Below are 24,270 nucleotides of genomic sequence, written 5' to 3'. Positions count from 1 at the left end.
AATTTAAAAACGCTACAAATGTTAAATCTATTTAACAAATATTTACTTTGCACTTGCATATAAAAAAATATTTATGGTATATTTGACCATAAGTAAGTTAACTATCGTTTGCCTGATTATTAAAAATATTTTATAATTTGGCTGGCAATAAAATGACATTCAAATTGCATCAATTTTTACAGATTACAATATTTATAGCCTAAAATTATAAAATCTTTATTTTTTTGGGTTAAGGCTTGTATATGTCAAAAAATTAGTGTTATTTCGACACTTATTTATAGTAGTGTATCATCATTAATTAAATAAAAATAAACCGAAGAAACGGGGCCATAGCCCAAAACAAACAACAAATTTTTACAACAAAGTTATGATTGACTTAAAAACATTTGAGGTGTGGTTTGTAACCGGAAGCCAGCACCTTTATGGTGAAGAAACGCTTAAACTGGTAGCAGAACATTCTCAGGAAATTGCAAAAGGCCTGGATGCATCGGGTAAAATACCGGTGCGTGTGGTATACAAGCCTACAGTAAAAACTACCCAGGAAATATATGATACCCTGCTGGCCGCAAATACTACCGAAAATGTAATAGGGGTTATTACCTGGATGCATACCTTCTCCCCTGCTAAAATGTGGATAAGGGGCCTTGCTGTTTTAAACAAGCCGCTATTGCACCTGCACACACAATACAACCGCGACATTCCGTGGAATTCTATCGATATGGACTTTATGAACCTTAACCAGAGCGCCCACGGCGACCGTGAGTTTGGGTTTATGGTATCGCGCATGCGCAAAAACCGCAAAGTGGTTGTAGGCCACTGGCAGGCTGCCGATGTGGAAGAACAGATAGGCAACTGGAGCCGTGCCGCTGCCGGATGGTATGACTGGCAGGGTGGCAAATTTGCCCGTTTTGGAGATAACATGCGCTTTGTAGCCGTTACCGATGGCGACAAGGTTGAAGCAGAGCTTAAATTTGGCTTTTCGGTTAACACCTATGGCATTGGCGACCTTGTAGCCTTAATTGATGCCGTTTCTGATAGCGATATTAAAGCACTTTTAGAAGAATATATAGAAAAATATACCATAGCGCCAGACCTGCTTCCGGGCGGTGAGCGCCACAGCTCGGTTTACGAAGCAGCACGTATTGAAATTGCACTTCGCAAGTTTTTAGTGGACGGCGGCTTTAAAGGCTTTTCAGATACGTTTGAAGACCTTCATGGCATGGTACAGCTTCCGGGCCTTGCAGTGCAAAGGCTACTTGCTGAAGGATACGGCTTTGCCGGCGAAGGCGACTGGAAAACAGCAGCCCTTGTGCGTGCCTTTAAAGTAATGGGCAGCGGGCTTGAAGGCGGTAATGGCTTTATGGAAGATTATACCTACCACTTTGACCCGAATAACGAACTCGTACTTGGCTCACATATGCTTGAGATAGATGAGTCATTAGCTTCAACAAAACCAAGCCTTGAGGTACACCCGTTAGGCATAGGCGGTAAAGCAGATCCTGCACGCCTTGTATTTAATGTAGCGGGTGGCGCTGCTCTTAACGCTTCTATTATAGATGTGGGCAACCGTTTCCGCATGATTGTTAACGAAGTTGAAGCAGTAGAGCCACAAAACGAATTGCCAAACCTTCCTGTAGCACGCGTGCTGTGGAAACCGTTGCCGGATATGAAAACCGGATGTGCCGGATGGATATATGCCGGTGGCGCACACCATACCGCTTACAGCCAGAACCTTTCGGCCGAAACCATACAGGACTTTACCGAAATGGCGGGTATCGAATTTATTAAAATTGGTAAAGGAAGTACAATAGACAGCATTAAAAACGAACTAAGGTGGAACGATATTGCCTTTAAATAAGAAAGTAGTACCTTAGGCGCTTTATTTAACCAAACTTCAAACGATATCTAAAATTATGGGCAAGTTCTCTACCATTGATTATGTAATTTTCATTGCGTACTTTATCATTGTATCCGGTTATGGGTACTATATTTACAGGACGAAGAAGAAGACTGAAGGCGAAATCTCAGATTCTAAAGACTTTTTCCTTGCAGAAGGCTCGTTAACCTGGTGGGCCATCGGCGCATCGTTAATTGCCTCAAACATTTCTGCCGAGCAGTTCATAGGGATGAGCGGAAATGGCTTTTTAGTAGGTGTGGCCGTAGCAGCCTACGAATGGTTAGCCGCCGTTGCGCTTATTATAGTAGCTGTATGGTTTATACCGGTATATCTTAAAAACAAGATATTTACCATGCCGCAGTTCCTTGAAAACAGGTACAACCAGACAACCAGTTTAATTATGGCCATCTTTTGGCTGTTTTTATACGTGTTTGTAAACCTTACCTCTATCCTTTACTTAGGTGCTATTGCCATTGCTAACATGGCAGGCCCTGAGCATTTCCACGCTATTGTTATTGCCATGGCTATATTCTCACTGGTTATTACACTTGGCGGTATGAAGGTTATTGGCTTTACCGATGTTATACAGGTAATAGTACTTGTAATAGGCGGGCTTGCCACTACTTACATTGCACTTACAATGGTAAGCGAGCACTTTGGGTTAGGTACTGATGCTATCGCGGGCTTTAAAGCCATGATGGCCGACGCGCCAGACCACTTTGTAATGATGGGCGACAAACCGGGCCCGGGCGCAAGCCAGGCAGAAGTAAACAAATACCTTATGCTTCCGGGTATCGCAATGTACTTTGCCGGTATGTGGATTGTAAACCTTAACTACTGGGGCTGTAACCAGTACATTACGCAGCGTGCGCTGGGTGCCGACCTTAAAACGGCTCGTACCGGTATACTATTTGCCGGCTTTATGAAACTGGCCATGCCGGTTATCGTTATGCTTCCGGGTATTGCTGCTTACGTACTGTACAAAAACGGCGCGCTACAAACCGAAATGGGTGTGGGCGAAGCGTTTAAGGCAGATAATGCCTACTCTGCCATCCTTGGCTTTTTGCCAACAGGCTTAAAAGGGCTTTCGGTAGCTGCGCTTACAGCGGCCATCGTGGCATCGCTTGCCGGTAAAGCAAACAGTATCTCTACAATTTTTACCCTTGATATTTATAAAAGGTATATTAATAAAGACGCCGGAGAGAAAAAGCTGGTTATCATGGGCCGTATTGCCATCCTTGTTGCCATACTGTTCTCTATAGCGCTTACGTGGAATGATGCATTAGGTATAGGCGGCGAAGGCGGATTTACCTTCATACAAAAATATACCGGCTTCTTTAGCCCGGGTGTATTCGCAGTATTCATCCTGGGTATGTTCTGGAAACGTACTACAGGTTCAGCGGCTGTTGCCGGTGTAGTAGGTGGTTTTGTACTTTCGGTATTCTTCAACTCGTATGCTGTAAGTGCATTTGGCCACGAAACATTGCTATGGACTGCCTACATTAACAAAGACGGTGTTTATGAAATTCCGTTCCTTATATGTATGGGCTGGGCATTCTTCTTCACCATGGTGCTGATGATAGGTATGAGCCTTGCAGGGCCAAGAATTAACCCTAAAGGCCTTGAACTTGACAGTAGCATGTTTAAAGTAGAGCCGGGCACACTGGCGCTTATAGTAATAACACTGCTTTGTGTAGCCGGCCTTTATATAACATTCTGGTAGAACAACTTAAACTCACTCAATATGAAATTTTTTATCGACACCGCAAATCTTGCACAAATAAAAGAAGCCCACGAGCTTGGCGTGCTGGACGGTGTAACTACAAACCCTTCGCTTATGGCTAAGGAAGGCATTACCGGCCATGACAACGTAATTAACCACTACAAAGCCATTTGCGAAATTACCGATGGTGATGTAAGTGCCGAGGTTATTGCTACTACGTTTAACGAGATGGTAGCCGAAGGCGAAGCCCTTGCAGCGCTGCACCCGCAAATTGTGGTAAAACTGCCAATGATAAAAGACGGCGTAAAGGCTGCTAAATATTTTTCTGAAAAGGGTATTAAAACAAATGTAACCCTTGTATTTTCTGCAGGGCAGGCATTACTGGCTGCTAAGGCGGGCGCTACCTATGTATCTCCGTTTGTAGGCCGCCTGGACGATATTTCTACTGATGGCCTTAACCTGATACAGGAAATACGCCAGATATATGACAACTATGGTTTTGAAACCGAAATACTTGCAGCATCTGTGCGCCACACCATGCACATTGTAAACTGTGCCAAACTGGGTGCCGACGTTATTACCGGCCCACTTAGCGCTATTGAATCGTTACTTAAACACCCGCTTACCGATAATGGCCTTGCACAATTTCTTGCAGACCACGCGGCAGCGGCCTCTAAAGCATAATTATGGAACAAATAACAGACATTAAAAAATTAGAACAGATAGCCAGCCAGGTGCGCCGCGACATAGTGCGCATGGTACACGGCTGCCAGAGCGGCCACCCGGGCGGATCGCTGGGGTGCACTGATTACATCGTGGCGCTGTATTTTAACGCCATGAAACGTAAAGAGGGCTTTGATATGGATGGTATAGATGAAGATCTTTTCTTCCTTTCTAACGGCCACATCTCTCCCGTGTTTTACAGCGTCCTGGCACATGCCGGATACTTTGACAAGGCTGAGCTTGCTACATTCCGTAAGCTGGAGTCAAGGCTTCAGGGCCACCCTACCACACACGAGCACCTGCCGGGTGTGCGTATTGCATCGGGTTCTTTAGGCCAGGGCATGAGCGTAGCTATAGGCGCGGCTTTAGCCAAAAAACTTAACGGCGACAAGAGCCTTGTTTACGCTCTTTTTGGAGACGGCGAACTTCAGGAAGGCCAGATATGGGAAGCAGCAATGTTTGCCCCGCACAACCGTGTAGATAACCTTATTTGCGCTGTAGACTATAACGGCCAGCAAATAGACGGCCCTACAAGCCAGGTGCTTTCACTGGGTAACCTAAAAGCTAAATTTGCTGCCTTTGACTGGACCGTGCTTGAATGTGAGGGTAACGATATGGGCCTTATAGTAGAAAAACTTGCCGAAGCAAAAGAGCTTACCGGGCAGGGCAAACCTATTGTTATCCTGCTTAAAACAGGTATGGGCCATGGTGTAGACTACATGATGGGAAGCCACAAATGGCATGGCGCCGCGCCTAACGACGCGCAGCTTGCTACCGCACTGGCACAACTTGAAGAAACGCTTGGAGATTACTAAAGCCCCCCAGCCCCCAAAGGGGGAGTTTGGAGTGGTTACAAATATTATCTTAACATCCTGTTACCCCTACAGGAGTTCCCCCTTTGGGGGTTAGGGGGCTAAACATGAAAAAATACACATATACCGAATCAAAAGATACCCGCTCAGGTTTTGGGGCGGGCCTGCTGGAAGCAGGCAGGCGCAACAGCAATGTTGTAGCGCTGTGTGCCGACCTTGTGGCATCGCTTAAAATGCAGGATTTTATTAACGAGTTTCCTGACCGTTTTATACAAATAGGCATTGCCGAAGCTAACATGATAGGCATTGCTGCAGGCCTTACCATAGGTGGAAAAATACCTTTTACAGGTACATTTGCAAACTTTTCTACCGGGAGGGTATACGACCAGATACGCCAGAGTGTTGCTTACTCTGACAAAAATGTAAAGATATGTGCTTCCCACGCCGGCCTTACGCTGGGTGAAGATGGTGCTACCCACCAGATACTGGAAGATATAGGGCTTATGAAGATGCTGCCCGGCATGACGGTTATTAACCCGTGCGATTACAACCAGACAAAAGCCGCTACCCTGGCTATTGCCGAACATGAAGGCCCTGTGTACCTGCGCTTTGGGCGTCCGGTAGTACCAATATTTACCGATGCTGACCAAAAATTTGAAATTGGCAAGGCATGGATGGTAAACGAAGGCGCCGACGTAAGTATTTTTGCTACAGGCCACCTGGTTTGGGAGGCTATCAAAGCCGGTGAGGCGCTTGCTGAATTAGGCATAGATGCTGAAATTATTAACATACATACCATTAAACCGCTGGACGAAGAAGCCGTATTGAAATCGGTTGCTAAAACAGGCTGCGTGGTTACTGCCGAAGAGCACAACCGCCTGGGCGGCCTGGGCGACAGCATAGCACAGCTACTTGCAGTAAATAACCCTACACCGCAAGAGTATGTTGCTGTAAACGATAGCTTTGGCGAAAGCGGAACCCCTGCACAACTTATGACAAAATATGGCCTGGATGCAGAACATATTGTAAAAGCAGTACAGAAAGTTATCGCAAGAAAAAAATAAAGTTCTCAGTATTTTTATTAAAAGCCATTTTATAGGACATCGTCCGGTAAAGTGGCTTTTTGTTTAACAACCTACTACAACGTTATAACTAAACCTCAAACCCATGATTAAAAACATAACCTATGCTTCCCTCCTGCTCATCGTGGCTTCCTGCAGCACAGGAAACAAGAATACGGGGCAAGTTGAAAGCCCAGACGGTAAACTCTCTGTCGACTTTGGCGTAAATGAAAAAGAACAGGCCTACTACCTGGTAAAAAATGACAATAAGGTAGTGATAGATACCTCGCTCCTGGGGCTGGTGCGCAAGGATGCGAACTTTTTTGAAGGCCTGCGCACAGCATCGGTAAGCAGCATAGAAAAAATAACTGACAGCTATACCATGCTGCACGGTAAGAAGAAGGAAATTACCTATACCGCAAACCAACGGGTACTGCACCTTGAAAACAAAGACGCGCAAAAGATGGATATCGTTTTTAACGTATCGGATAATGGTGTGGCTTTTAAATATAAATTTCCCGATACCTCGGAAGATGTAAAATATATTACCGATGAAAAAACCACATTCCGATTTAGTCCTGATGCAAAAGCCTGGCTACAGCCAATGAGCGAGGCTAAAACCGGCTGGGAACATACAAACCCTTCTTATGAAGAACATTACAAGATGGCCGTACCTGTAAACACACCGGCGCCCATGCACCAGGGATGGGTATTCCCGGCGTTGTTTAATACAGGCGATAACTGGGTATCGGTATCAGAAACGGGCCTTGGAAGCAACTACTGTGCATCTCATTTAAATTATGATAAAGAACTAAAGGGAATGAAGATAACCTTCCCGCAGCAGGAAGAGCGTTTTGCCCCGGATGCCGCGCTTACCCCGGAAGCTAAACTGCCCTGGGAAACACCTTGGCGCATCATTGCCATAGGCAGCCTGGCCGACCTTACGGCCTCTACACTTGGAACCGACCTTGCCGATAAGGCGGTAACTACCGATACCGGTTTTGTAAACCCCGGTATTGCTTCGTGGAGCTGGGCCATACTGAAAGACAATTCTATCAACTTTGAAACTACCAGGCAGTTTATTGATTATGCCCACGATATGAAATGGCCCTACTGCCTTATTGATGCGGACTGGCATAAACGTATTGGTATAGAAAAGATACAGGAGCTTGTTGCATACGGAAGGGAGAAAAACGTAAAGCTGATATTATGGTACAACTCCGCCGGGAGCTGGAACTCGGTACCGCTGGGGCCTAAGGATAAATTCCTTACCGCAGAAGGCCGTGAGGCAGAATTTAAATGGCTGCATGACAATGGTATAGCCGGGGTTAAAATTGACTTTTTTGGCGGCGACGGGCAAAGCATGATAGCCTATTATCATGATATTTTAAAATCGGCGCTTAAACACCAAATATTGGTTAACTTCCACGGGGCCACATTACCCAGGGGATGGCAACGCACCTACCCTAACTTTGTTACCGCTGAAGCCATTAAGGGCTTTGAGTATATAACTTTTGACCAAAATACGGCAGACCAGGCACCATCGCACATGGCGATGTTGCCGTTTACACGTAACCTGTATGACCCCATGGACTTTACCCCTATGGCGCTTGACAGCATACCAAACATCAACCGCCGTAGCACCAGCGCGTTTGAGCTGGCTCTCCCTACCCTATTCCTGTCGGGTATACAGCATCTGGCAGAAGTACCTGAAGGGATGGCTAAAATGCCCGATTATGTAGTTACTTATTTAAAAGATATACCTACCGTATGGGACGAAAGCAGGCTACTGGCGGGCTATCCCGGCAAGGATGTAGTAATTGCGCGCCGCAAAGGGGCTACCTGGTTTATTACAGGTGTTAACGGAGAAAATAAACCTAAGGAGCTAAATATCGATTTGTCTTTTATTAAAAAAGATGGTTACCTTATTACCGATGGCGCAACATCATTATTTGAAAAAGCGCCCGTAAAACCGGGCAAAACGGCAGTTAAACTTAAGCCTTATGGCGGCTTTGTAATGAAGTTCTAAATTACATTACACTTCCTATTTGCAGTAAACCCAAAACAAAAGCTGCCTGGAAATTTCTCTTCAGGCAGCTTTTGCTATTACAATATTCATTATTTAATGAATACCTTTTTCGTCTCGGCTATTTTTTTGCCATCAAACCATACTGTATACACACCGGCACTAATTCCCGCAGTATCCAGTCGGTATTCGTTTATACCTGCCGGGATGCTGCCCTTGCGTACCTGTTTGCCTTCTGTATTAAAAATAGTATAGGTTACTTTTTTAGGTGATTGGGTATTCAGGGTAAAGATAACATCTTTGGTGGCATGGGGGTAGCTTACTGTAATAAGTTCATTGGTTAACGCATTGGCAACAGTGGCAAGTGCATCATCCTGGTATATTTTAAGCGCGCCAATGTTTGCAGCATAGTCATTCAGCGTACCCTCGGATGAAAAACGCACGCCCACTGCGGCAATTTCTTTACCGGTGTAGGCTGCCGGCAATACTACGGTTTGCTTGCCCCAGTCGTCAGTTGTAGCATCGGCAAGGTCAAAGGCCATGCGTGTTGAAGGGTTATCTGCAAATACTACCAATAGCTTCATATTTGTTGCACTTCGCAGTGCAATGTCTATACCCGTACCCGCGGCAACGGGAAGCTTGGTTTTATATAGCATCAGGTCAAGGTCTCCGGCCGGCAGCGTACCTGTAACTTTTATTGAGTTACCGCCGTTATAGGCATCGTTAAAATCCCATTTTGCAGTTAGCGCGCCGTTTTGCGAAAACGCCCACTCCCAGGTGGGCAGTACATCCTGGCTGTTCATGTTATGCCATGAGGCGGAACCTGTCTGCACGCCTTCGGTAAATTTTTTAGTGCCGTGCCCGGTGCTGAAGTTGGTTTCAAAAGGCAGGGTTGTAATGGCCGACGACGCAGGTACCCAATTGCCAAAACCTCTGAAGCCTGTGGCATCAACCGTGGCGGGATTGCGGTCTGCGCCTGCAAACATATGGTTCTCAGCACTGTAAAACGAATCTACATCGGCAGGGTCGTTATTAAAGTTTGTAAAGCTGGAGTGGTTGTACACGCAGTTTGTAGCAAATAACCCCAGTGACGTATAAGGTGTACCGTTTTGGTGAAGGTTAGCCATAAAAATATTGCCATTAGTAGCAAAACTACCCTGGTTGCGGCCCGGCCAGATGTCGGCGCCGGTAAACACATCAAACTCGCTCCTGCCTATTAAAGCTGCGCGGGTTTTAGACGCGGATGGACCGCTGGTCCCGCTCCAGAAGAAGTTGATAAATATACTGCTGCTTACCTTTTTTTCATAACCGTTGGTCATATCGTCATCGGCATCATTCTGAACAAAAGGGCTATTGTTTGAATTGAGGCGGTTTTGCCAGCCCACGCTGCCGCTAAGTGTCATAGCATCATACCACATTACCTCTTTACCCAGCGATTCAGCTTCAGCAGTAAGGTCGCGTACAAAATCGTGCATCAGGGCAGCGGTTTCAGCGTTTGTGGCCGTTTCCTGGTTGATGAACCAGCCGTCGAAATTATAATATTGCATAATCGCAATTAATTTAGGTACAGCTACAAACGAACCATCGGTATTTTGCTCTAAAAAGTTTTGCAGCGTAGCCGTTGAGCCCCCAAAAACGGTAGGCGAAAAGAAAATGTCACCAAATATCTTAACACCGTTTTTATGCGCCGCATTGGCCCAGGGTGATGAGGGTAATTGTACCGTTTGGGTAGAGGTACCACCAAACCAAACAAATTTATCTATATAGGCCCAGTGGGTAAAATTATACAGGTTAAACTGCGTTTGCTCGCCGTGGTAGTTGCCAAAGTTGTTCATGCCATCGGGCAGGTAGGCTATCTGCATGCTGTTTGTAAGCAAGGGGTTAAGCTGGGTATCGGTATTAGTAAAACGTGGCGCTAGTGGTACGGTACATATCAGGTCGGGCGATGCGGTAGGGCCATCGGCTGTCCAGGCTTTAAGTTCGGCTATGGTTAGTATGTAGGGCGCGGTATTTATAATTTGCGCAAACAGGCTGCCACCGAAAAGCAGGCAGGATAATAAGGTAATTTTTTTCAACGGATTTAGGGTTTTAAATTAATTGTTATGTAAATATAAACTTTAACACTACATAATATTCAATAAAAACCCTAAAAAGACCTTAATATAACATCTGAGCTGTGAAAAGTTATAAGATTAACTACCCGCGAAAAAAGTGTTGACTAAATTGCAATTCTTTTTCTAAATTTACTTTAAAACGTACCACCAATGAAAAGCTTCTGGACGATTATAGCACTTGCATTTTCACTCTCCGTATTTGCGCAATGTAATGACCTTATCACAATTACCAAGAAAGAATTTGACCAATATTTTACAAAGGGTGACACGGCGAACTACAGCCCTGATTTTGTAAAGCATGGAAACACGCTGACAGTGCCCGGTAGCGATGTAATATTAACCGACTCAAACCCTGATGAAGATGGGGTAATAGTATATGTGCCACGCGGGGTTATTTTCAATACCACTTACGTGCTGGAAACGCAGGATGAAATCATGAACCATTATCAGCTAATAAGTAGCGGGGCGTATCCGGATAGGGATATCATAGGCTTTCCTTATATATTTAACGATTATTTACTGGCCATAGAAGATCCGCATACTGATTATCCTTTGATAGTACAGGTTTGGAAAATTAAACGGCAAGGGAAAGACTTTGAACTAAAAAAAGAACTAAAACTGGGTGAGTGCAGTCTTTACGACATTTCGGCCTGCATTAGCCACGGTCACATTTACATTAAAAACAGGGTTGATGATACAAGCGTAGCCTATTATAAAATAAAGATATGAATGTAGCTGAAACCGCACGCCTGTACCTTCGCGAACTCACCGAAGACGATGCCCAAAACTTTTACGCCCTTAACCTCGACCCCGATGTACTGCAGTATACCGGCGACAGCGTTTTTGAAAATGTAGATACAGCGCGGTTTTTTCTGCGTAATTATACCACTGTATATAAAAAAAAGGGCATGGGGCGCTGGGCGGTAATCCGAAAGGAAGATGATGCGTTCCTGGGCTGGTGCGGACTTAAATATGATGAAGATAATAAGGAGACCGACCTCGGCTTCCGATTCTTTAAAAAATACTGGAGACAGGGCTATGCCACCGAAGCCGCTACTGCCTGTGTGGTATTAGGTTTTTCAAAATTAAATCTCCCTTGTATCATTGGGCGTGCCATGGAGGCTAATTCCGCCTCTGTGCGCGTACTCGAAAAAGTAGGATTCTCATTTTACCAATTCTTTGATTTTGAAGGAGAAGACGGCGTAATTTACAAAATAGCCCCGTGATGTACATCAGAATAATTTAAAGTTCAAAAATGGAAGAACCCCTCTACTCCATCCCCGCACGCTACCGTAAAACTGAGAACCTGCACATAGTGTTCTGGCTACTGAAAGACCTGTGCTGGGTAATGCTCTGGAAACCGCTGGGGATGGTAATGATTGTGCCCACAATAGCCGCGGCGCTGCTCATTACCTGGCAAACCCGACACATACTAAGCGAACTGCTGCACAACATAGCCGTAGCCTTCTGGATACTGGCAAACGCCTACTGGATGATAACCGAGTTCTTTTTTGAAGATGACAGCCTGCGGTACTATGCCGTAATTCCGTTTTCGCTGGGAATCATATCGATAGCGTACTATTATATAGGGGTATTTTATAAATTACGAACAAGAAAGTAACGCACACTTTTAATGATTTAGCATAAATTATGCACGCATAATTTTATTATCTGAATTTTAGTACTGAATAACTATTTTTTTTATAATTTGCATAGAAATACTGACTTCACATCTTATGAGCACCATAACACGCCTGTTTGATTTTCCGTACCACCAACTCGAAAAGTATAACCTTGAAAAAGCGCTGGTAACTAAGTATGGCGATACCTGGGTACCTACCTCTACACAGCAATATATTGATAAGGCCAATGCTTTTAGCCGCGGGCTGCTAAGAATGGGGATAAAAAAGGATGACAAAATAGCTGTAATATCGCACAACAACCGCACAGAATGGAATATTGCCGACATAGGCATACTGCAAACCGGGGCGCAAAACGTGCCGGTATATCCAAACATATCTGAGGATGATTTTGAGTACATATTAAACCACTCTGAATCGCAATATGTAGTTGTGTCTAATGAAGAATTGTTCCACAAAATCACTGCTGTCAAAGCGAATGTTCCTAAACTTAAGGAGATATATTCTTTTGAGAACGTAGCGGGCTGTAAAAGCTGGAACGAGATATTAGATTTAGGTAAAGACACCGGTAACCAGCAGCAAGTAGAGGATATTAAAAAAACTATTACTACAGAAGACCTTGCTACCATAATCTACACGTCGGGCACTACAGGGAGGCCTAAGGGCGTAATGCTTTCGCATAAAAACATTGTAAGCAATGTGCTTATGAGTGAAGAGCGTGTACCTTTTGAATATGGAAAAAGCGTAGCATTGAGTTTCTTACCCGTGTGCCACATTTACGAACGCATGATACTCTATCTCTACCAGTATGTGGGGGTGTCGGTTTATTTTGCAGGCATTGACAAAGTGAGCGATAATATAAAAGAGGTTAGCCCCGATGTAATAACGGCGGTGCCGAGGCTGATTGAAAAAGTATATGATGCTATAATAGCAAAAGGTACCGACCTTACCGGAATAAAGAAAAAATTGTTTTTCTGGGCGGTTAGTGTGGGCCATGAGTATGAACCCTATGGCGTTAATGGCTGGTGGTATGAGTTTAAGCTAAAAATAGCCCGCAAGCTGATATTCAGCAAGTGGAGAGCAGGACTTGGCGGAAAACTTGGACTTATGGTAAGCGGCAGCGCAGCCATACAGCCACGCCTGGCAAGGGTATTTGCGGCAGCGGAAATCCCCGTTATGGAAGGTTACGGCCTTACCGAAACATCGCCTGTGATAGCGGTAAATGATATGCGCAACAACGGCTTTAAGATAGGTACCGTGGGCCGACCGCTAAAAGGCGTGGAGGTAAAGATAGCCACAGACGGCGAGATACTTACCAAAAGCGACAGCGTGATGATGGGCTATTTTAACGACCCTGAAAAAACGGCTGAGGCCATTACTGACGGCTACTTCCATACAGGAGATATAGGCGAGGTAGACAGCGACGGCTTCCTAAAGATAACCGACCGTAAGAAGGAAATGTTTAAAACATCGGGCGGTAAGTATATAGCGCCGCAGCTAATAGAGAATGCCATGAAGCAAAGCCGCTTTATAGAGCAGATTATGGTAATAGGCGATGGCGAAAAAATGCCGGCTGCCTTTATACAGCCTGATTTTGCCTTTGTAAAATCGTGGGCAGCGCGCAAAGGTCTCTCACTAAATTCTAATCAGGAAATTGCCGACAGCAAAGAGGTGCAGGAGCGTATTAAGGAAGAGATAGAGGGCATCAACAAGAAATTTGGCCACTGGGAGCAGATAAAACGCTTTGAAATAACCCCTGATGTGTGGAGCACCGAAGGCGGCGAAATGACCCCTACCCTGAAACTGAAGCGTAAAGCGGTTAAAGAGAAATATAAAGCACTGTATGATAAAATATATGGCGATAAATAGATGTTGGATGGTTCGATTGTTGGATTATTCGATGGTTCGACGTTATATTATAAGCAGCTTTCGGGCTGCTTTTTTGTGTAATAAAATCAGCTGTGTTGACAAAATAAATATCTTTACAGTAATAGTCAATCATAGCATCTTGAAAAAGCTCTACATTATACTACTCCTTATCTGCACAGGCGCACTCTGGTCGTTCTGCCAAAGAGGTTCGCTTGAAGATAAATTTGTTACCTATACAGCCAACCCTTCTACCCAAAAAATAATCTTGTATTATAAAGATGGTAACGGTAACCGCATTGGCAGCCTTGGCAACCTGAAAAAACACGTAGAAAAAAAGGGCAACAAACTGCTATTCGCTATGAACGGCGGTATGTTTCAAAAAGATTTTTCGCCATTAGGATTGAATATTGATAACGGTACCATTGTACAAAAACTCAACACCCGCGAGGGCAACGGTAACTTTTACCTGAAGCCTAACGGGGTATTTTACGTTACTAAAAACAACACCGCACACATAAGCACTACGCCAAACTTTAACCTTAGTAAAGAGATAAAATACGCTACCCAAAGCGGCCCCATGCTGGTAATAGATGGTAAGCCGCACGATGCGTTTAAGGAAGGTTCAACTAATGTGAACATCAGAAATGGCGTGGGTATATTGCCGAATGGCGATGTTCTTTTTGCGATGAGCAAAGTGGAAGTAAACTTTTATGACTTTGCCAAATACTTTAAAGATAAGGGCTGTAGTAATGCGCTGTATCTAGACGGTTTTGTGTCGCGTGCGTACGTACCTTCGCAAAAATGGGTACAAACAGATGGCGACTTTGCGGTAATGATAGGGGTAACCGAAAAATAAAATGAAACAACTGCTTTATATAGTATTGTTCCTCTCCTGCACTGCGTTTGCGCAGCAGGAAAAAGACAGTATTATTATAAACAACCGGATCTATTATTCCGGAGAAACCTATCTGGATAGCGTAAAAATAGATGTGGATAAAACATATCTTAATCCTAAAAATATAGCATCTGTCAATAAAATTCTGGGAACAGATTCTCAAATATATCGTTCGACCAATGGTATTACTTTTATTACCAGGAAAATGAAAGATAATCTTATATCTTTCGCCGAAGTTATTTCATCAGTGAGAAAATCGAGTAAAATATACGAAGCCGAAAAAAATAATTTAGTTGTTAACGGAGTACTGATTCAAAACCCTGAAGAGTACCTTATAGAAACAACATACATTAAGAAGCTTGAAATCTTAAAAGATGAACCTAAACTAAAGGGTGACCATCTTTACCGCAACCCGACTATAAGAATCACAACTAAATCAGATTAATCATCATCATCGGTCACCGCCGGTGCTTTTTTCATTTCACTCCATTTCAAATTTAATTCTTATATTTACTATGCCCGCATTAAATATATCCTAATAAAACACAAATATTTTTAAAGGCAACAGAAAATTATTTTTAATTTAATATGCATGCATAATATTTTTTCGTATATTTGAAATACCAAGAACATGAAGGACAAAACTATAGATTATATACTGAGGGCAACCTGGCAGGCAGTATCACGCATGTACAACGAAGAAGCTGCTAAATACGGTGCCAGCATGTCGGTAGGGTTTGCGCTGCTCAGCATCGATAAAGAAAACGGCATATCGAGCACCGCATTGGGTCCGCAAATGGGTATGGAGCCCACCAGCCTTACCCGTACGCTAAAAAGCATGGAAGAAAAAGGCCTGATAGTGCGAAAGAAGAACCCTATAGACGGCCGGGGGGTGATTATTCACCTTACCAAGCTGGGCAGGGAAAAGCGCGAACTGAGCAAAGACCGCGTGCTTACCTTTAACGAGGCTATCAAAGAGCACATAAGCCAGGAGAAGATGGACGCTTTTATAGAAGTAGCCGAAAAGATAAACGAGCTCATTGCCGACAGGCAAATCTTTACAAACAACGAACAATAAACTATAAAAAACAAACCTTATAGAATGAAACGCATTATTAAAAAGGCAGCCGTAGTAGGCTCCGGCGTTATGGGTAGCGCCATCGCAGCCCATTTTGCAAATATTGGCGTAGAAGTGCTCCTCTTAGACATTCCCCCACAGGAACTTAACGAAGCCGAGCAAAAAAAAGGCCTTACCCTTGATAGCAAAGCCGTAAGGAACCGTATAGTAAACGAACACCTTGCCAATTCGCTAAAAAGCAAACCCTCCCCTATTTACCACCAAAAGTTTGCCAGCCGCATTACCACGGGTAATACCGAAGACGATATGCACAAAATAGCTGATGCAGACTGGGTTATTGAGGTAGTGGTAGAACGGCTCGACATTAAGCAAAAGGTATTTGAACAGATAGAAAAATACCGCAAACCGGGCACTCTCGTTACCAGTAACACATCGGGTATCCCTATAAAATTTATGAGCGAAGGCCGCAGTGAAGACTTCCAGAAACATTTTTGCGGCACACACTTCTTTAACCCCCCACGATACTTAAAGCTTTTCGAAATTATTCCCGGCCCGCAAACGAGTCCGGAAGTACTCGCGTTCCTTAATAATTATGGTGAGCAGTATCTTGGCAAAACCACCGTACTTGCTAAAGATACGCCGGCCTTCATCGGCAACCGCATAGGTATTTACGGCATTATGAGCCTGTTTCACCAGGTTAAAGAAATGGGCTTTACCGTAGAGGAAATTGACAAGCTAACCGGCCCGGTGATCGGCAGGCCAAAGTCGGCCACCTTCCGTACGGTAGATGTGGTGGGCCTTGATACGCTGGTGCATGTAGCTAACGGAATTTATGACAACTGCCCTGACGACGAGGTACATGAACTGTTTAAAGTGCCTGATTTCATCAATAAAATGATGGAAAACAAATGGCTGGGCAGCAAGAGCGGACAGGGTTTTTACAAAAAAGTAGACAAGGATATTCTGTCGCTTGACCTTGATACGCTGGAATACCGCCCACAGAAGAAAGCGTCGTTCGCCACTTTGGAACTGACAAAAACAATAGATAAGCCCATTAATCGCTTTAAGGTTTTGGTAGGCGGCGAAGATAAGGCGGGCGAATTTTACCGCAAAAATTTCGCAGGTACATTTGCGTATGTAAGCCATCGCGTACCCGAAATTACCGATGATCTATACAAAATAGACGATGCCATGAAAGCCGGATTTGGCTGGGAAAACGGCCCATTTGAAATATGGGATGCCGTGGGAGTAGAAAAAGGCATTGAGCTGATGAAAGCCGAAGGATTAGAACCCGCAGCATGGGTAACCGAAATGCTTGCGGCAGGCGTTAAAAGCTTCTATACCATTAAAGAAGGCGCTACCTATTACTACGACCTTGCCACTAAAGCGCACAAAAAAGTGCCGGGCCAGGATGCGTTTATCATATTGAACAACATACGCGAAAGCAAAAAAATATGGAGCAACAGCGGTGCTATCATCCAGGACCTTGGCGACGGCATCATCAACCTGGAGTTCCAAAGCAAAATGAATACCATAGGCGGCGATGTGCTCCAGGGCATTAACAAGGCCATTGACCTTGCCGAAAAAGAGTACGACGGCCTTGTAATAGGCAACCAGGCGGCTAACTTCTCAGTGGGCGCTAACATCGGCATGATCTTTATGATGGCTGTGGAGCAGGAATATGATGAGCTCAACATGGCCATCAAACTATTCCAGGACACCATGATGCGCGTGCGCTATTCGTCTATCCCCGTGGTGGTTGCGCCGCACGGCATGACACTGGGCGGTGGCTGCGAAATGAGCATGCATGCCGATAAGGTAGTGGCTGCGGCCGAGACGTATATTGGGTTGGTTGAGTTTGGCGTTGGGGTTATCCCCGGCGGTGGCGGCTCTAAAGAGATGGCGCTGCGTGCAAGCGATACCTTCCATAAAAACGATGTGGAACTGAACGTTTTACAGGAATATTTCCTTGCCATAGCAATGGCTAAGGTGTCCACTTCGGCTTACGAAGCCTTTGATACCGGCATATTGCAACACGGCAAAGATGTAGTGGTGGTGAATAAGGACAGGCAACTGGCCGAAGCCAAAAAACACGCCAAATTACTGGCCGAAGCGGGCTATACCCAGCCTATTAAGCGCAAAGACGTTAAGGTACTGGGCAAGCAGGCGCTGGGCATGTTCCTGGTGGGGACTGACAGTATGGAAGCCGGTAACTACATCAGCGAGCACGACAAAAAGATCGCCAACAAGCTGGCCTACGTTATGGCAGGCGGCGATTTGAGCGAGGCTACGCTGGTGAGTGAGCAATATCTGTTAGACCTTGAGCGTGAGGCATTTTTATCGCTTGCGGGAGAACGTAAAACATTGGAGAGGATACAGTATATGTTAACTAAAGGCAAACCGTTGAGGAATTAAAGCCCCCTGACCCCCAAAGGGGGAACTTGGGGGACTGAAAAATGTTCATCGCTATTTGATATCCAATTAAAATCCGAAAGGATATAATTATAAATCCTACTTACCCCTAGTAGGAATTCCCCCTTCGGGGGTTAGGGGGCTTATCATGAAAACAGCATATATAGTAAAAGCATACCGAACCGCCGTGGGTAAAGCGCCAAAAGGTGTGTTCCGTTTTAAAAGACCCGACGAACTGGCCGCAGAAACCATACAGTTCATGCTGAATGAACTGCCGGAATTTGACAAAACCGGTATAGACGACGTGATGGTGGGTAACGCTATGCCGGAGGCCGAGCAGGGGCTTAATTTCGCGCGCCTTATATCCCTTATGGGGCTTAAGGTAGACGATGTTCCGGGCGTTACGGTAAACCGTTACTGTGCTTCGGGTATCGAAACGATTGCCATGGCTACCGCCAAGATACAAAGCGGAATGGCCAATTGCATCATAGCCGGTGGCGCCGAAAGCATGAGCTACATCCCTATGGGAGGGTACAAGCCGGTGCCTGATTACCAGGCGGCTAAGGCTGGCCATGAAGACTATTACTGGGGCATGGGCCTAACCGCAGAGGCTGTGGCTAAGCAGTTTCACGTAAGCCGTGCCGACCAGGATGAGTTTGGCTACCTGTCGCACCAGAAAGCCCTGAAGGCCCAGGCAGAAGGCAAATTTGACCGCCAGATCGTGCCCATAACCGTTGAGGAAGTGTATGTTGACGGTAACGGCAAAAAAGCCACCCGCAGCTATACCGTAACCAAAGACGAAGGCCCACGTGCCGATACTTCGGTAGAAGCGCTGGGCAAACTGAAACCGGTTTTCGCCGCAGACGGTAGTGTTACCGCTGGTACCTCATCGCAAATGAGCGATGGTGCGGCCTTTGTACTGGTTATGAGCGAGGATATGGTTAAAGAACTGAAACTGGAGCCGATAGCCCGCCTGGCGAGCTACGCCGCAGCTGGTGTGGAACCTCGCATTATGGGTATTGGGCCCGTTAAAGCCATCCCGAAAGCCATCAAACAGGCTGGTTTAGAATTGGAAGATATTGAGCTTATCGAACTCAATGAAGCCTTTGCCTCTCAGTCGCTTGCCGTGATACGCGAGCTGGGTATAAATAAAGATATCGTGAATGTAAATGGTGGCGCCATAGCACTTGGCCACCCGCTGGGCTGCACGGGCGCTAAGCTTTCAGTGCAGTTGTTTGACGAAGCCAAGCGCCGCGGAAACAAGTACGGTATGGTCACCATGTGTGTGGGAACCGGGCAAGGCGCCGCAGGCATCTACGAAATATTTTAATTATTTTAAATGATGAATTCTATATATAATTCAAAAACAAAACATTATGTCTGATATCGCTGAAAAACAAATCGCACGTGGTGGCCAATTCCTTGTAACAGAAACCCACTCTGACGATATTTTTACTCCCGAAGACTTTTCGGAAGAGCAACTGATGATGCGCGACTCTGTTAAAGAGTTTATAGACAGGGAAATATGGCCTAACAAAGACCGTTTTGAAAAAAAGGATTACGCCTTTACGGAAGAGTCGATGCGCAAGGCCGGGGAACTTGGCTTCCTGGGTGTTGCGGTGCCGGAAGAGTATGGCGGGCTGGGCATGGGCTTTGTAAGCACCATGCTGGTTTGCGACTATATTAGCGGGGCAACAGGCTCATTTTCAACGGCGTTCGGAGCTCATACGGGCATTGGTACTATGCCGATTACCCTTTACGGTACCGAAGAACAAAAGCTTAAATACGTACCAAAACTTGCTTCGGGTGAATGGTTTGGTGCCTATTGCCTTACCGAGCCGGGTGCGGGGTCTGACGCTAACTCGGGCAAAACTAAGGCGGTACTAAGTGAAGACGGTACGCATTATAAAATAACCGGTCAAAAAATGTGGATATCAAACGCTGGTTTCTGCAGCGTATTTATCGTGTTTGCCCGTATTGAAGATGATAAAAATATCACAGGCTTTATCGTTGAAAATGAGCCGTCTAACGGCATCACTTTAGGCGAAGAAGAACATAAACTTGGCATCCGCGCCTCCTCTACCCGGCAAGTATTTTTTAACGAGACCAAAGTGCCGGTTGAGAACATGCTGAGCGAACGTGGCAACGGCTTTAAAATAGCCATGAATGCCCTAAATGTAGGCCGTATAAAGCTTGCCGCTGCCTGCCTTGACGCCCAGCGCCGCACCATAACCGGAGCCACTAAATATGCCACCGAACGTGTGCAGTTCAAAACCCCAATTTCCAGCTTTGGTGCCATCCGTGCGAAGCTTGCTGAAATGGCAACTAACTGTTACGCAGGTGAAAGCGCTGCCTACCGTGCCGCAAAAAACATAGAAGACCGCATTAATGCCCGCGTGGCCAAAGGTGAAAGTCACCAGGACGCTGAGCTTAAAGGCGTTGAGGAGTTTGCTATAGAGTGTTCAATACTTAAAGTGGCTGTAAGTGAGGACGTTCAAAACTGTACCGATGAAGGTATACAGATTTTTGGCGGTATGGGCTTTAGTGAAGATACCCCAATGGAAAGTGCCTGGCGCGATGCCCGCATAGCACGTATTTATGAGGGCACCAACGAGATAAACCGCATGTTATCAGTGGGTATGCTGATTAAAAAAGCCATGAAAGGCCACGTAGATTTATTAGGCCCGGCCATGAAAGTAGCTGAGGAACTGGTAGGCATCCCATCCTTTGAAACCCCTGATTATACGGCACTTTTCGCTGAAGAAAAGGAAATGATAGCCAAGCTTAAGAAGGCTTTTTTAATGGTAGCCGGCAGCGCGGTGCAAAAATATGGCCCGGCACTTGACGAACACCAGCAATTGCTGATGGCTGCGGCGGATATCCTTATTGAAATATACATGGCTGAATCAACTGTTTTACGTACAGAGAAGTTGGCTAAAGACAAAGGCGAAGCTGCTGTAAAAGAGCAGGTTGCAATGGCTAAACTCTATCTATATCATGCTGTTGACCTTGTAAATATAAAGGGAAAAGAAGGCATAGCCTCGTTTGCCGAAGGCGACGAGCAGCGCATGATGCTAATGGGATTGAAACGTTTTACCAAGTACAATAACCTGCCCAATGTGGTAGGCTTGCGCGAAACCATTGCTGCTAAAATTGTATCGGAAAACACTTACTGTTTTTAATATTCTATTTTTTAGTTAAGTTGAGCCGCCTTGTTGATAACTTTTTTCAGGGCGGTTTTTTTATGCATTATCTTTCACAATTGGTAGGGTTATCTTCCACAAAAATGCTTTTTTAGCCGACAGTGCACAAAAATTAAACCCTTGTATATAAACACGTTGAAAATAATATTCCACATTGTGTACAAAAAGTGTCAAAAACCTTTTTACTGAACAAACGCCTTCAGTACTTTAAACCGATAAGGGTTGTAACTTTGCGGGAAGTATTCGAATTAATACCGTTGTATCAGGTCTTGCGTATTTTTCTGTTTTGCTGCTTTCCGTTTTCCTATAAGGAAAAGTACCAGCGAAACAAACGCTATAAAAATGCCTATGCCTAAAACAATATTTGCTGTTTCGATATCCTGGGCGGGGTTAGCGGCTTCGTCAATAAATACCGAATTTTCGATGGTGATGCCCTGGCTTTTGAATCCAGAAACGATATTATCGCCCATACTAAATAACGACTTTATACGCGTTCCTTCGATGTTCTTTTCAAGTGTATCGGCTAGTACGGTATTCATCATATTAGTCTCGCTCATATCTTCAGCTTCGGCCTGAATGTAAAATTTTGGCCTTACTTTATAGGTTTGGTACCAGTTTATAAAATCATCTGAGGCAAACACATCATCGCGTTCCGGACGGTAAGCGTTGTGGGCTTTATCAAGGTAGGCGCGGCTTACCAGCGGATATACAATTTGTTTAACGGTGTTACCCGGCTCTTCAATTTCATAGTATGCGCCGTAGGGTACCACATAGCCGCCTGAAAGTTTGAAATAGTCATATCCTGAAATATCGCTACTTTCCGCCTTTTCAACCGTGCCCTCAAAGGGTACCGTATTAATATCCTTTGCTTTTACCGATGATATAATTAAAAACATGCTGAATATAAATAGCAGGGCGGCGATAATATAATACTTAATTGAAGCTTTCATAATGGTTTGATAATATGATTGTTATTAGCGTGTTTGCGGGTTAGAACTGTACATATCGATTAATTGCTGCCTCTTTTTTTCTTTTTTAATATTTGACTTTCCTAAAAAGAAAAGTATCAACGACACAAGCAGAAAAACACAACCCGGTACCAGGCCTATTTTGGCGTCTTCTTTAGCTTTAAACGGGTTCACACCCTCATTAATAAATACTGCATTTTCGGTAGTTATGCCCATCTCTTTGTAGCCTGAACTAATGTTATCGCTCATATCAATAAAAGACGTTATCCTCAGGCCTTCAATATTTTTGCTCACGCTGTCGGCAAGCAGCATATCTATCATGCGGCTTTCGCTCATGTTAGGTACATTGGCCTTTACGTAAAATTTCGGCTTTACTTTATAGTCTTCAAACCATTCATTAAAGCCATCTTCATCAAATTCATTGTTATGGGTTTTACGATAAGCGTTACGGGCTTTTTCAAGATATGCCGCGCTTACAACCGGGTACACAATCTCGGTTACTGTTTTATTTATTTCCTCAATTTCATAAATGCCTGCATAGGGCAAAATATAAGCATCGGTAAGTTTAAAATAATCATATTTAGAGAGGTCGTCATTTTCTGCTTTTTCTATTGTGGCTTCATAAACCTCGGTCGAAACCGATAATTTTGTCAGTGCGGTTATTATTAAAAACAAAGACAAGATAAAGAGAATAGCTGCGAAGACAAACAGCCTAATGGAATTTCGCATACGGGTAATTGATTGTTATATAATTTTCAAATGTAATAAATAAACTATAATATCAAAATACGGTAAAACAAAAACGCCGTTAAGTATAAACTCAACGGCGTTTTGTTGTATAGCAGCAAGTGTGTTACAGTGTCCTGTTCCTGCCGCCTACAAGGTTAAATATTAGCATGATAACTGCAATTACCAGTAGTATGTGGATAAGACCGCTTGTTACATGGAATGCGAAGCTGCCTAATGCCCAGCCAATTACTAATAATACGATAATTACGTATAGTATATTTCTCATAATGATTTATTTTAGGTTATTGTAAGTTTGGTGTTTTCGTTAATTAGTCAGCAGCATCTACCGTAGCTTCTAAGGTTTTAGCCTGCTCAAGGTGGCTTTTAAGGTTAGGCAGCATATTGGCAGCCCACGTTTTAATATCCGGATCCTGTGCTTTATCAGCCGCTTTCTCAATTTTGTTTATCGCTTTTTCATGGCCGTCTACCATATCATCAGCATACGCCTCATCAAAATCATGCCCCTCTTTTTTATTAAGGTTATCCCATGCTTCCTGGCCGTCTTCGGTAATTGTTTGTGGTATGGTAATGTTTTTAGCCGCCGCAGTCGTTTTAAGTTCGTTTAACGCTTTGGTGTGCATTTCTTCCATCATTTTGCCAAAAGCTTTTGTTTCGGCATGCAGGCCTTTTTGTTGTGCGAGCTTGCCCAGCTCAATTTCCTTAAGGTCGGTTTCGGCAGCAAATACTAAATAGTCAGAGTCATCTTCCAGGCTGTCGTTCTCTGCGTTTTCAAAAGTTTCGTCGTTTGTTTCTTCAGCAACTTCTTCAGAATCCTTCTGTTTTTCTTTGCAGCTTACCGCGCCAAGCGACATAGTTACTACCGCAGCGCCAAGAAATAATTTGCCAAATAATGTGGTCTTTTTCATAATAGGTTTGTTTTTATGTTTTTGTATATGGCTAAATTACTGCTTATAACCATGTGGCATTGTTAGCGTTATCACAATTGAGTGTTACAGGAATGCTAAACTTGTAAGGCCTTACCTGCGGTTCCCCCTGCCAAACGAAAGGCCGCCAGGCCACATACCCTGCTGGATACCATACCAATAAACAACCGGGGAAA

Annotated in this window: 21 protein-coding genes; 16 read left to right on the top strand and 5 right to left on the bottom strand. The window is 44.5% G+C overall.

All coding sequences use genetic code 11. The annotated features are described in order from the left end of the window. Nucleotides 1-367: 367 nt before the first annotated feature. The 6 genes from araA to ACLI09_RS09005 all read left to right on the top strand — a co-directional run bounded on the left by araA (nucleotide 368) and on the right by ACLI09_RS09005 (nucleotide 8,245). The gene (araA, locus tag ACLI09_RS09030) at nucleotides 368-1,858 is read left to right on the top strand and encodes an L-arabinose isomerase (RefSeq protein WP_411419282.1); all 1,491 of its coding nucleotides are present in this window, start codon (nucleotides 368-370) and stop codon (nucleotides 1,856-1,858) included. A gap of 55 nt (nucleotides 1,859-1,913) precedes the next feature. Then, nucleotides 1,914-3,620, top strand: coding sequence for a sodium:solute symporter family transporter (locus tag ACLI09_RS09025; RefSeq protein WP_411419281.1), 1,707 nt, complete (start codon nucleotides 1,914-1,916; stop codon nucleotides 3,618-3,620). Nucleotides 3,621-3,641: 21 nt separating this feature from the next. Next, a complete protein-coding gene (gene fsa / locus ACLI09_RS09020) occupies nucleotides 3,642-4,304 on the top strand; it encodes a fructose-6-phosphate aldolase (protein ID WP_411419280.1) in 663 nt (220 codons plus the stop codon). A gap of 2 nt (nucleotides 4,305-4,306) precedes the next feature. Then, nucleotides 4,307-5,158, top strand: coding sequence for a transketolase (locus ACLI09_RS09015; RefSeq protein ID WP_411419279.1), 852 nt, complete (start codon nucleotides 4,307-4,309; stop codon nucleotides 5,156-5,158). 104 nt (nucleotides 5,159-5,262) lie between these two features. Then, the gene (locus ACLI09_RS09010) at nucleotides 5,263-6,219 is read left to right on the top strand and encodes a transketolase family protein (protein WP_411419278.1); all 957 of its coding nucleotides are present in this window, start codon (nucleotides 5,263-5,265) and stop codon (nucleotides 6,217-6,219) included. Between the two features lie 103 nt (nucleotides 6,220-6,322). Beyond that, nucleotides 6,323-8,245, top strand: a complete 1,923-nt coding sequence (locus ACLI09_RS09005; protein ID WP_411419277.1) for a glycoside hydrolase family 97 catalytic domain-containing protein — start codon at nucleotides 6,323-6,325, stop codon at nucleotides 8,243-8,245. Nucleotides 8,246-8,334: 89 nt separating this feature from the next. Here the strand turns inward: ACLI09_RS09005 and ACLI09_RS09000 are convergent, their stop codons facing one another. Next, nucleotides 8,335-10,317 (bottom strand): endo-beta-N-acetylglucosaminidase, encoded by a 1,983-nt coding sequence (locus ACLI09_RS09000; RefSeq protein WP_411419276.1) that lies wholly within the window; start codon nucleotides 10,315-10,317, stop codon nucleotides 8,335-8,337. Nucleotides 10,318-10,506: 189 nt separating this feature from the next. On the opposite strand from ACLI09_RS09000, the gene ACLI09_RS08995 reads away from it, so the two are divergent. The 10 genes from ACLI09_RS08995 (at nucleotide 10,507) to ACLI09_RS08950 (ending at nucleotide 21,432) form a co-directional block, all read left to right on the top strand. Then, entirely contained in the window at nucleotides 10,507-11,085 is a 579-nt protein-coding gene (locus tag ACLI09_RS08995) for a hypothetical protein (protein ID WP_411419275.1), read from the top strand. After that, nucleotides 11,082-11,582, top strand: a complete 501-nt coding sequence (locus tag ACLI09_RS08990; RefSeq protein ID WP_411419274.1) for a GNAT family N-acetyltransferase — start codon at nucleotides 11,082-11,084, stop codon at nucleotides 11,580-11,582. The genes ACLI09_RS08995 and ACLI09_RS08990 overlap by 4 nt, the downstream gene beginning before the upstream one ends. Nucleotides 11,583-11,611: 29 nt before the next feature. Further along, a complete protein-coding gene (locus ACLI09_RS08985) occupies nucleotides 11,612-11,977 on the top strand; it encodes a hypothetical protein (RefSeq protein ID WP_411419273.1) in 366 nt (121 codons plus the stop codon). A 115-nt stretch (nucleotides 11,978-12,092) separates the two neighbouring features. Continuing rightward, the gene (locus ACLI09_RS08980) at nucleotides 12,093-13,865 is read left to right on the top strand and encodes an AMP-dependent synthetase/ligase (protein ID WP_411419272.1); all 1,773 of its coding nucleotides are present in this window, start codon (nucleotides 12,093-12,095) and stop codon (nucleotides 13,863-13,865) included. Nucleotides 13,866-14,004: 139 nt separating this feature from the next. Next, entirely contained in the window at nucleotides 14,005-14,721 is a 717-nt protein-coding gene (locus ACLI09_RS08975) for a phosphodiester glycosidase family protein (protein ID WP_411419271.1), read from the top strand. 1 nt (nucleotide 14,722) lies between these two features. Next, nucleotides 14,723-15,205 carry a hypothetical protein gene (locus ACLI09_RS08970; RefSeq protein ID WP_411419270.1) on the top strand — a complete coding sequence of 161 codons (483 nt, stop codon included), beginning with the start codon at nucleotides 14,723-14,725 and terminating at the stop codon, nucleotides 15,203-15,205. Between the two features lie 186 nt (nucleotides 15,206-15,391). Next, nucleotides 15,392-15,838, top strand: a complete 447-nt coding sequence (locus tag ACLI09_RS08965; RefSeq protein WP_411419269.1) for a MarR family winged helix-turn-helix transcriptional regulator — start codon at nucleotides 15,392-15,394, stop codon at nucleotides 15,836-15,838. A gap of 24 nt (nucleotides 15,839-15,862) precedes the next feature. Then, a complete protein-coding gene (locus tag ACLI09_RS08960; RefSeq protein ID WP_411419268.1) occupies nucleotides 15,863-18,253 on the top strand; it encodes a 3-hydroxyacyl-CoA dehydrogenase/enoyl-CoA hydratase family protein in 2,391 nt (796 codons plus the stop codon). A 145-nt stretch (nucleotides 18,254-18,398) separates the two neighbouring features. After that, on the top strand, nucleotides 18,399-19,580 hold the full coding sequence (locus ACLI09_RS08955) for an acetyl-CoA C-acyltransferase (RefSeq protein WP_411419267.1): 1,182 nt from the start codon (nucleotides 18,399-18,401) through the stop codon (nucleotides 19,578-19,580). Between the two features lie 46 nt (nucleotides 19,581-19,626). Next, entirely contained in the window at nucleotides 19,627-21,432 is a 1,806-nt protein-coding gene (locus ACLI09_RS08950) for an acyl-CoA dehydrogenase family protein (RefSeq protein ID WP_411419266.1), read from the top strand. Nucleotides 21,433-21,701: 269 nt separating this feature from the next. Here ACLI09_RS08950 and ACLI09_RS08945 read toward each other — a convergent pair whose 3' ends face one another. From ACLI09_RS08945 to ACLI09_RS08930, 4 genes are all read right to left on the bottom strand, one after another. Next, nucleotides 21,702-22,403, bottom strand: coding sequence for a hypothetical protein (locus ACLI09_RS08945; protein WP_411419265.1), 702 nt, complete (start codon nucleotides 22,401-22,403; stop codon nucleotides 21,702-21,704). 24 nt (nucleotides 22,404-22,427) lie between these two features. Beyond that, nucleotides 22,428-23,150 carry a hypothetical protein gene (locus ACLI09_RS08940; RefSeq protein ID WP_411419264.1) on the bottom strand — a complete coding sequence of 241 codons (723 nt, stop codon included), beginning with the start codon at nucleotides 23,148-23,150 and terminating at the stop codon, nucleotides 22,428-22,430. 124 nt (nucleotides 23,151-23,274) lie between these two features. Then, nucleotides 23,275-23,436: a lmo0937 family membrane protein gene (locus ACLI09_RS08935; RefSeq protein ID WP_411419263.1), complete on the bottom strand. Its 162-nt coding sequence runs from the start codon at nucleotides 23,434-23,436 to the stop codon at nucleotides 23,275-23,277. 43 nt (nucleotides 23,437-23,479) lie between these two features. Beyond that, the gene (locus ACLI09_RS08930) at nucleotides 23,480-24,076 is read right to left on the bottom strand and encodes a DUF4142 domain-containing protein (protein WP_411419262.1); all 597 of its coding nucleotides are present in this window, start codon (nucleotides 24,074-24,076) and stop codon (nucleotides 23,480-23,482) included. Between the last annotated feature and the right edge of the window lie 194 nt (nucleotides 24,077-24,270).

The organism is Flavobacterium sp. RHBU_24 (assembly GCF_046613695.1).
Lineage (GTDB): Bacteria > Bacteroidota > Bacteroidia > Flavobacteriales > Flavobacteriaceae > Flavobacterium.
This window is presented reverse-complemented; position numbering and strand designations above follow the sequence as displayed.

What these genes read in the sequence shown, in the direction of transcription:
- ACLI09_RS08995 (WP_411419275.1), top strand. Translation starts at nt 10,507, where the DNA reads ATGAAAAGCTTCTGGACGATTATAGCACTTGCATTTTCACTCTCCGTA.
- ACLI09_RS09010 (WP_411419278.1), top strand. Translation starts at nt 5,263, where the DNA reads ATGAAAAAATACACATATACCGAATCAAAAGATACCCGCTCAGGTTTT.
- fsa (WP_411419280.1), top strand. Translation starts at nt 3,642, where the DNA reads ATGAAATTTTTTATCGACACCGCAAATCTTGCACAAATAAAAGAAGCC.
- ACLI09_RS08965 (WP_411419269.1), top strand. Translation starts at nt 15,392, where the DNA reads ATGAAGGACAAAACTATAGATTATATACTGAGGGCAACCTGGCAGGCA.
- ACLI09_RS09005 (WP_411419277.1), top strand. Translation starts at nt 6,323, where the DNA reads ATGATTAAAAACATAACCTATGCTTCCCTCCTGCTCATCGTGGCTTCC.
- ACLI09_RS08935 (WP_411419263.1), bottom strand. Translation starts at nt 23,436, where the DNA reads ATGAGAAATATACTATACGTAATTATCGTATTATTAGTAATTGGCTGG.
- ACLI09_RS08930 (WP_411419262.1), bottom strand. Translation starts at nt 24,076, where the DNA reads ATGAAAAAGACCACATTATTTGGCAAATTATTTCTTGGCGCTGCGGTA.
- ACLI09_RS08940 (WP_411419264.1), bottom strand. Translation starts at nt 23,150, where the DNA reads ATGCGAAATTCCATTAGGCTGTTTGTCTTCGCAGCTATTCTCTTTATC.
- ACLI09_RS09025 (WP_411419281.1), top strand. Translation starts at nt 1,914, where the DNA reads ATGGGCAAGTTCTCTACCATTGATTATGTAATTTTCATTGCGTACTTT.
- ACLI09_RS08955 (WP_411419267.1), top strand. Translation starts at nt 18,399, where the DNA reads ATGAAAACAGCATATATAGTAAAAGCATACCGAACCGCCGTGGGTAAA.
- araA (WP_411419282.1), top strand. Translation starts at nt 368, where the DNA reads ATGATTGACTTAAAAACATTTGAGGTGTGGTTTGTAACCGGAAGCCAG.
- ACLI09_RS09015 (WP_411419279.1), top strand. Translation starts at nt 4,307, where the DNA reads ATGGAACAAATAACAGACATTAAAAAATTAGAACAGATAGCCAGCCAG.
- ACLI09_RS08960 (WP_411419268.1), top strand. Translation starts at nt 15,863, where the DNA reads ATGAAACGCATTATTAAAAAGGCAGCCGTAGTAGGCTCCGGCGTTATG.
- ACLI09_RS08980 (WP_411419272.1), top strand. Translation starts at nt 12,093, where the DNA reads ATGAGCACCATAACACGCCTGTTTGATTTTCCGTACCACCAACTCGAA.
- ACLI09_RS08950 (WP_411419266.1), top strand. Translation starts at nt 19,627, where the DNA reads ATGTCTGATATCGCTGAAAAACAAATCGCACGTGGTGGCCAATTCCTT.
- ACLI09_RS08990 (WP_411419274.1), top strand. Translation starts at nt 11,082, where the DNA reads ATGAATGTAGCTGAAACCGCACGCCTGTACCTTCGCGAACTCACCGAA.
- ACLI09_RS08945 (WP_411419265.1), bottom strand. Translation starts at nt 22,403, where the DNA reads ATGAAAGCTTCAATTAAGTATTATATTATCGCCGCCCTGCTATTTATA.
- ACLI09_RS08985 (WP_411419273.1), top strand. Translation starts at nt 11,612, where the DNA reads ATGGAAGAACCCCTCTACTCCATCCCCGCACGCTACCGTAAAACTGAG.
- ACLI09_RS08970 (WP_411419270.1), top strand. Translation starts at nt 14,723, where the DNA reads ATGAAACAACTGCTTTATATAGTATTGTTCCTCTCCTGCACTGCGTTT.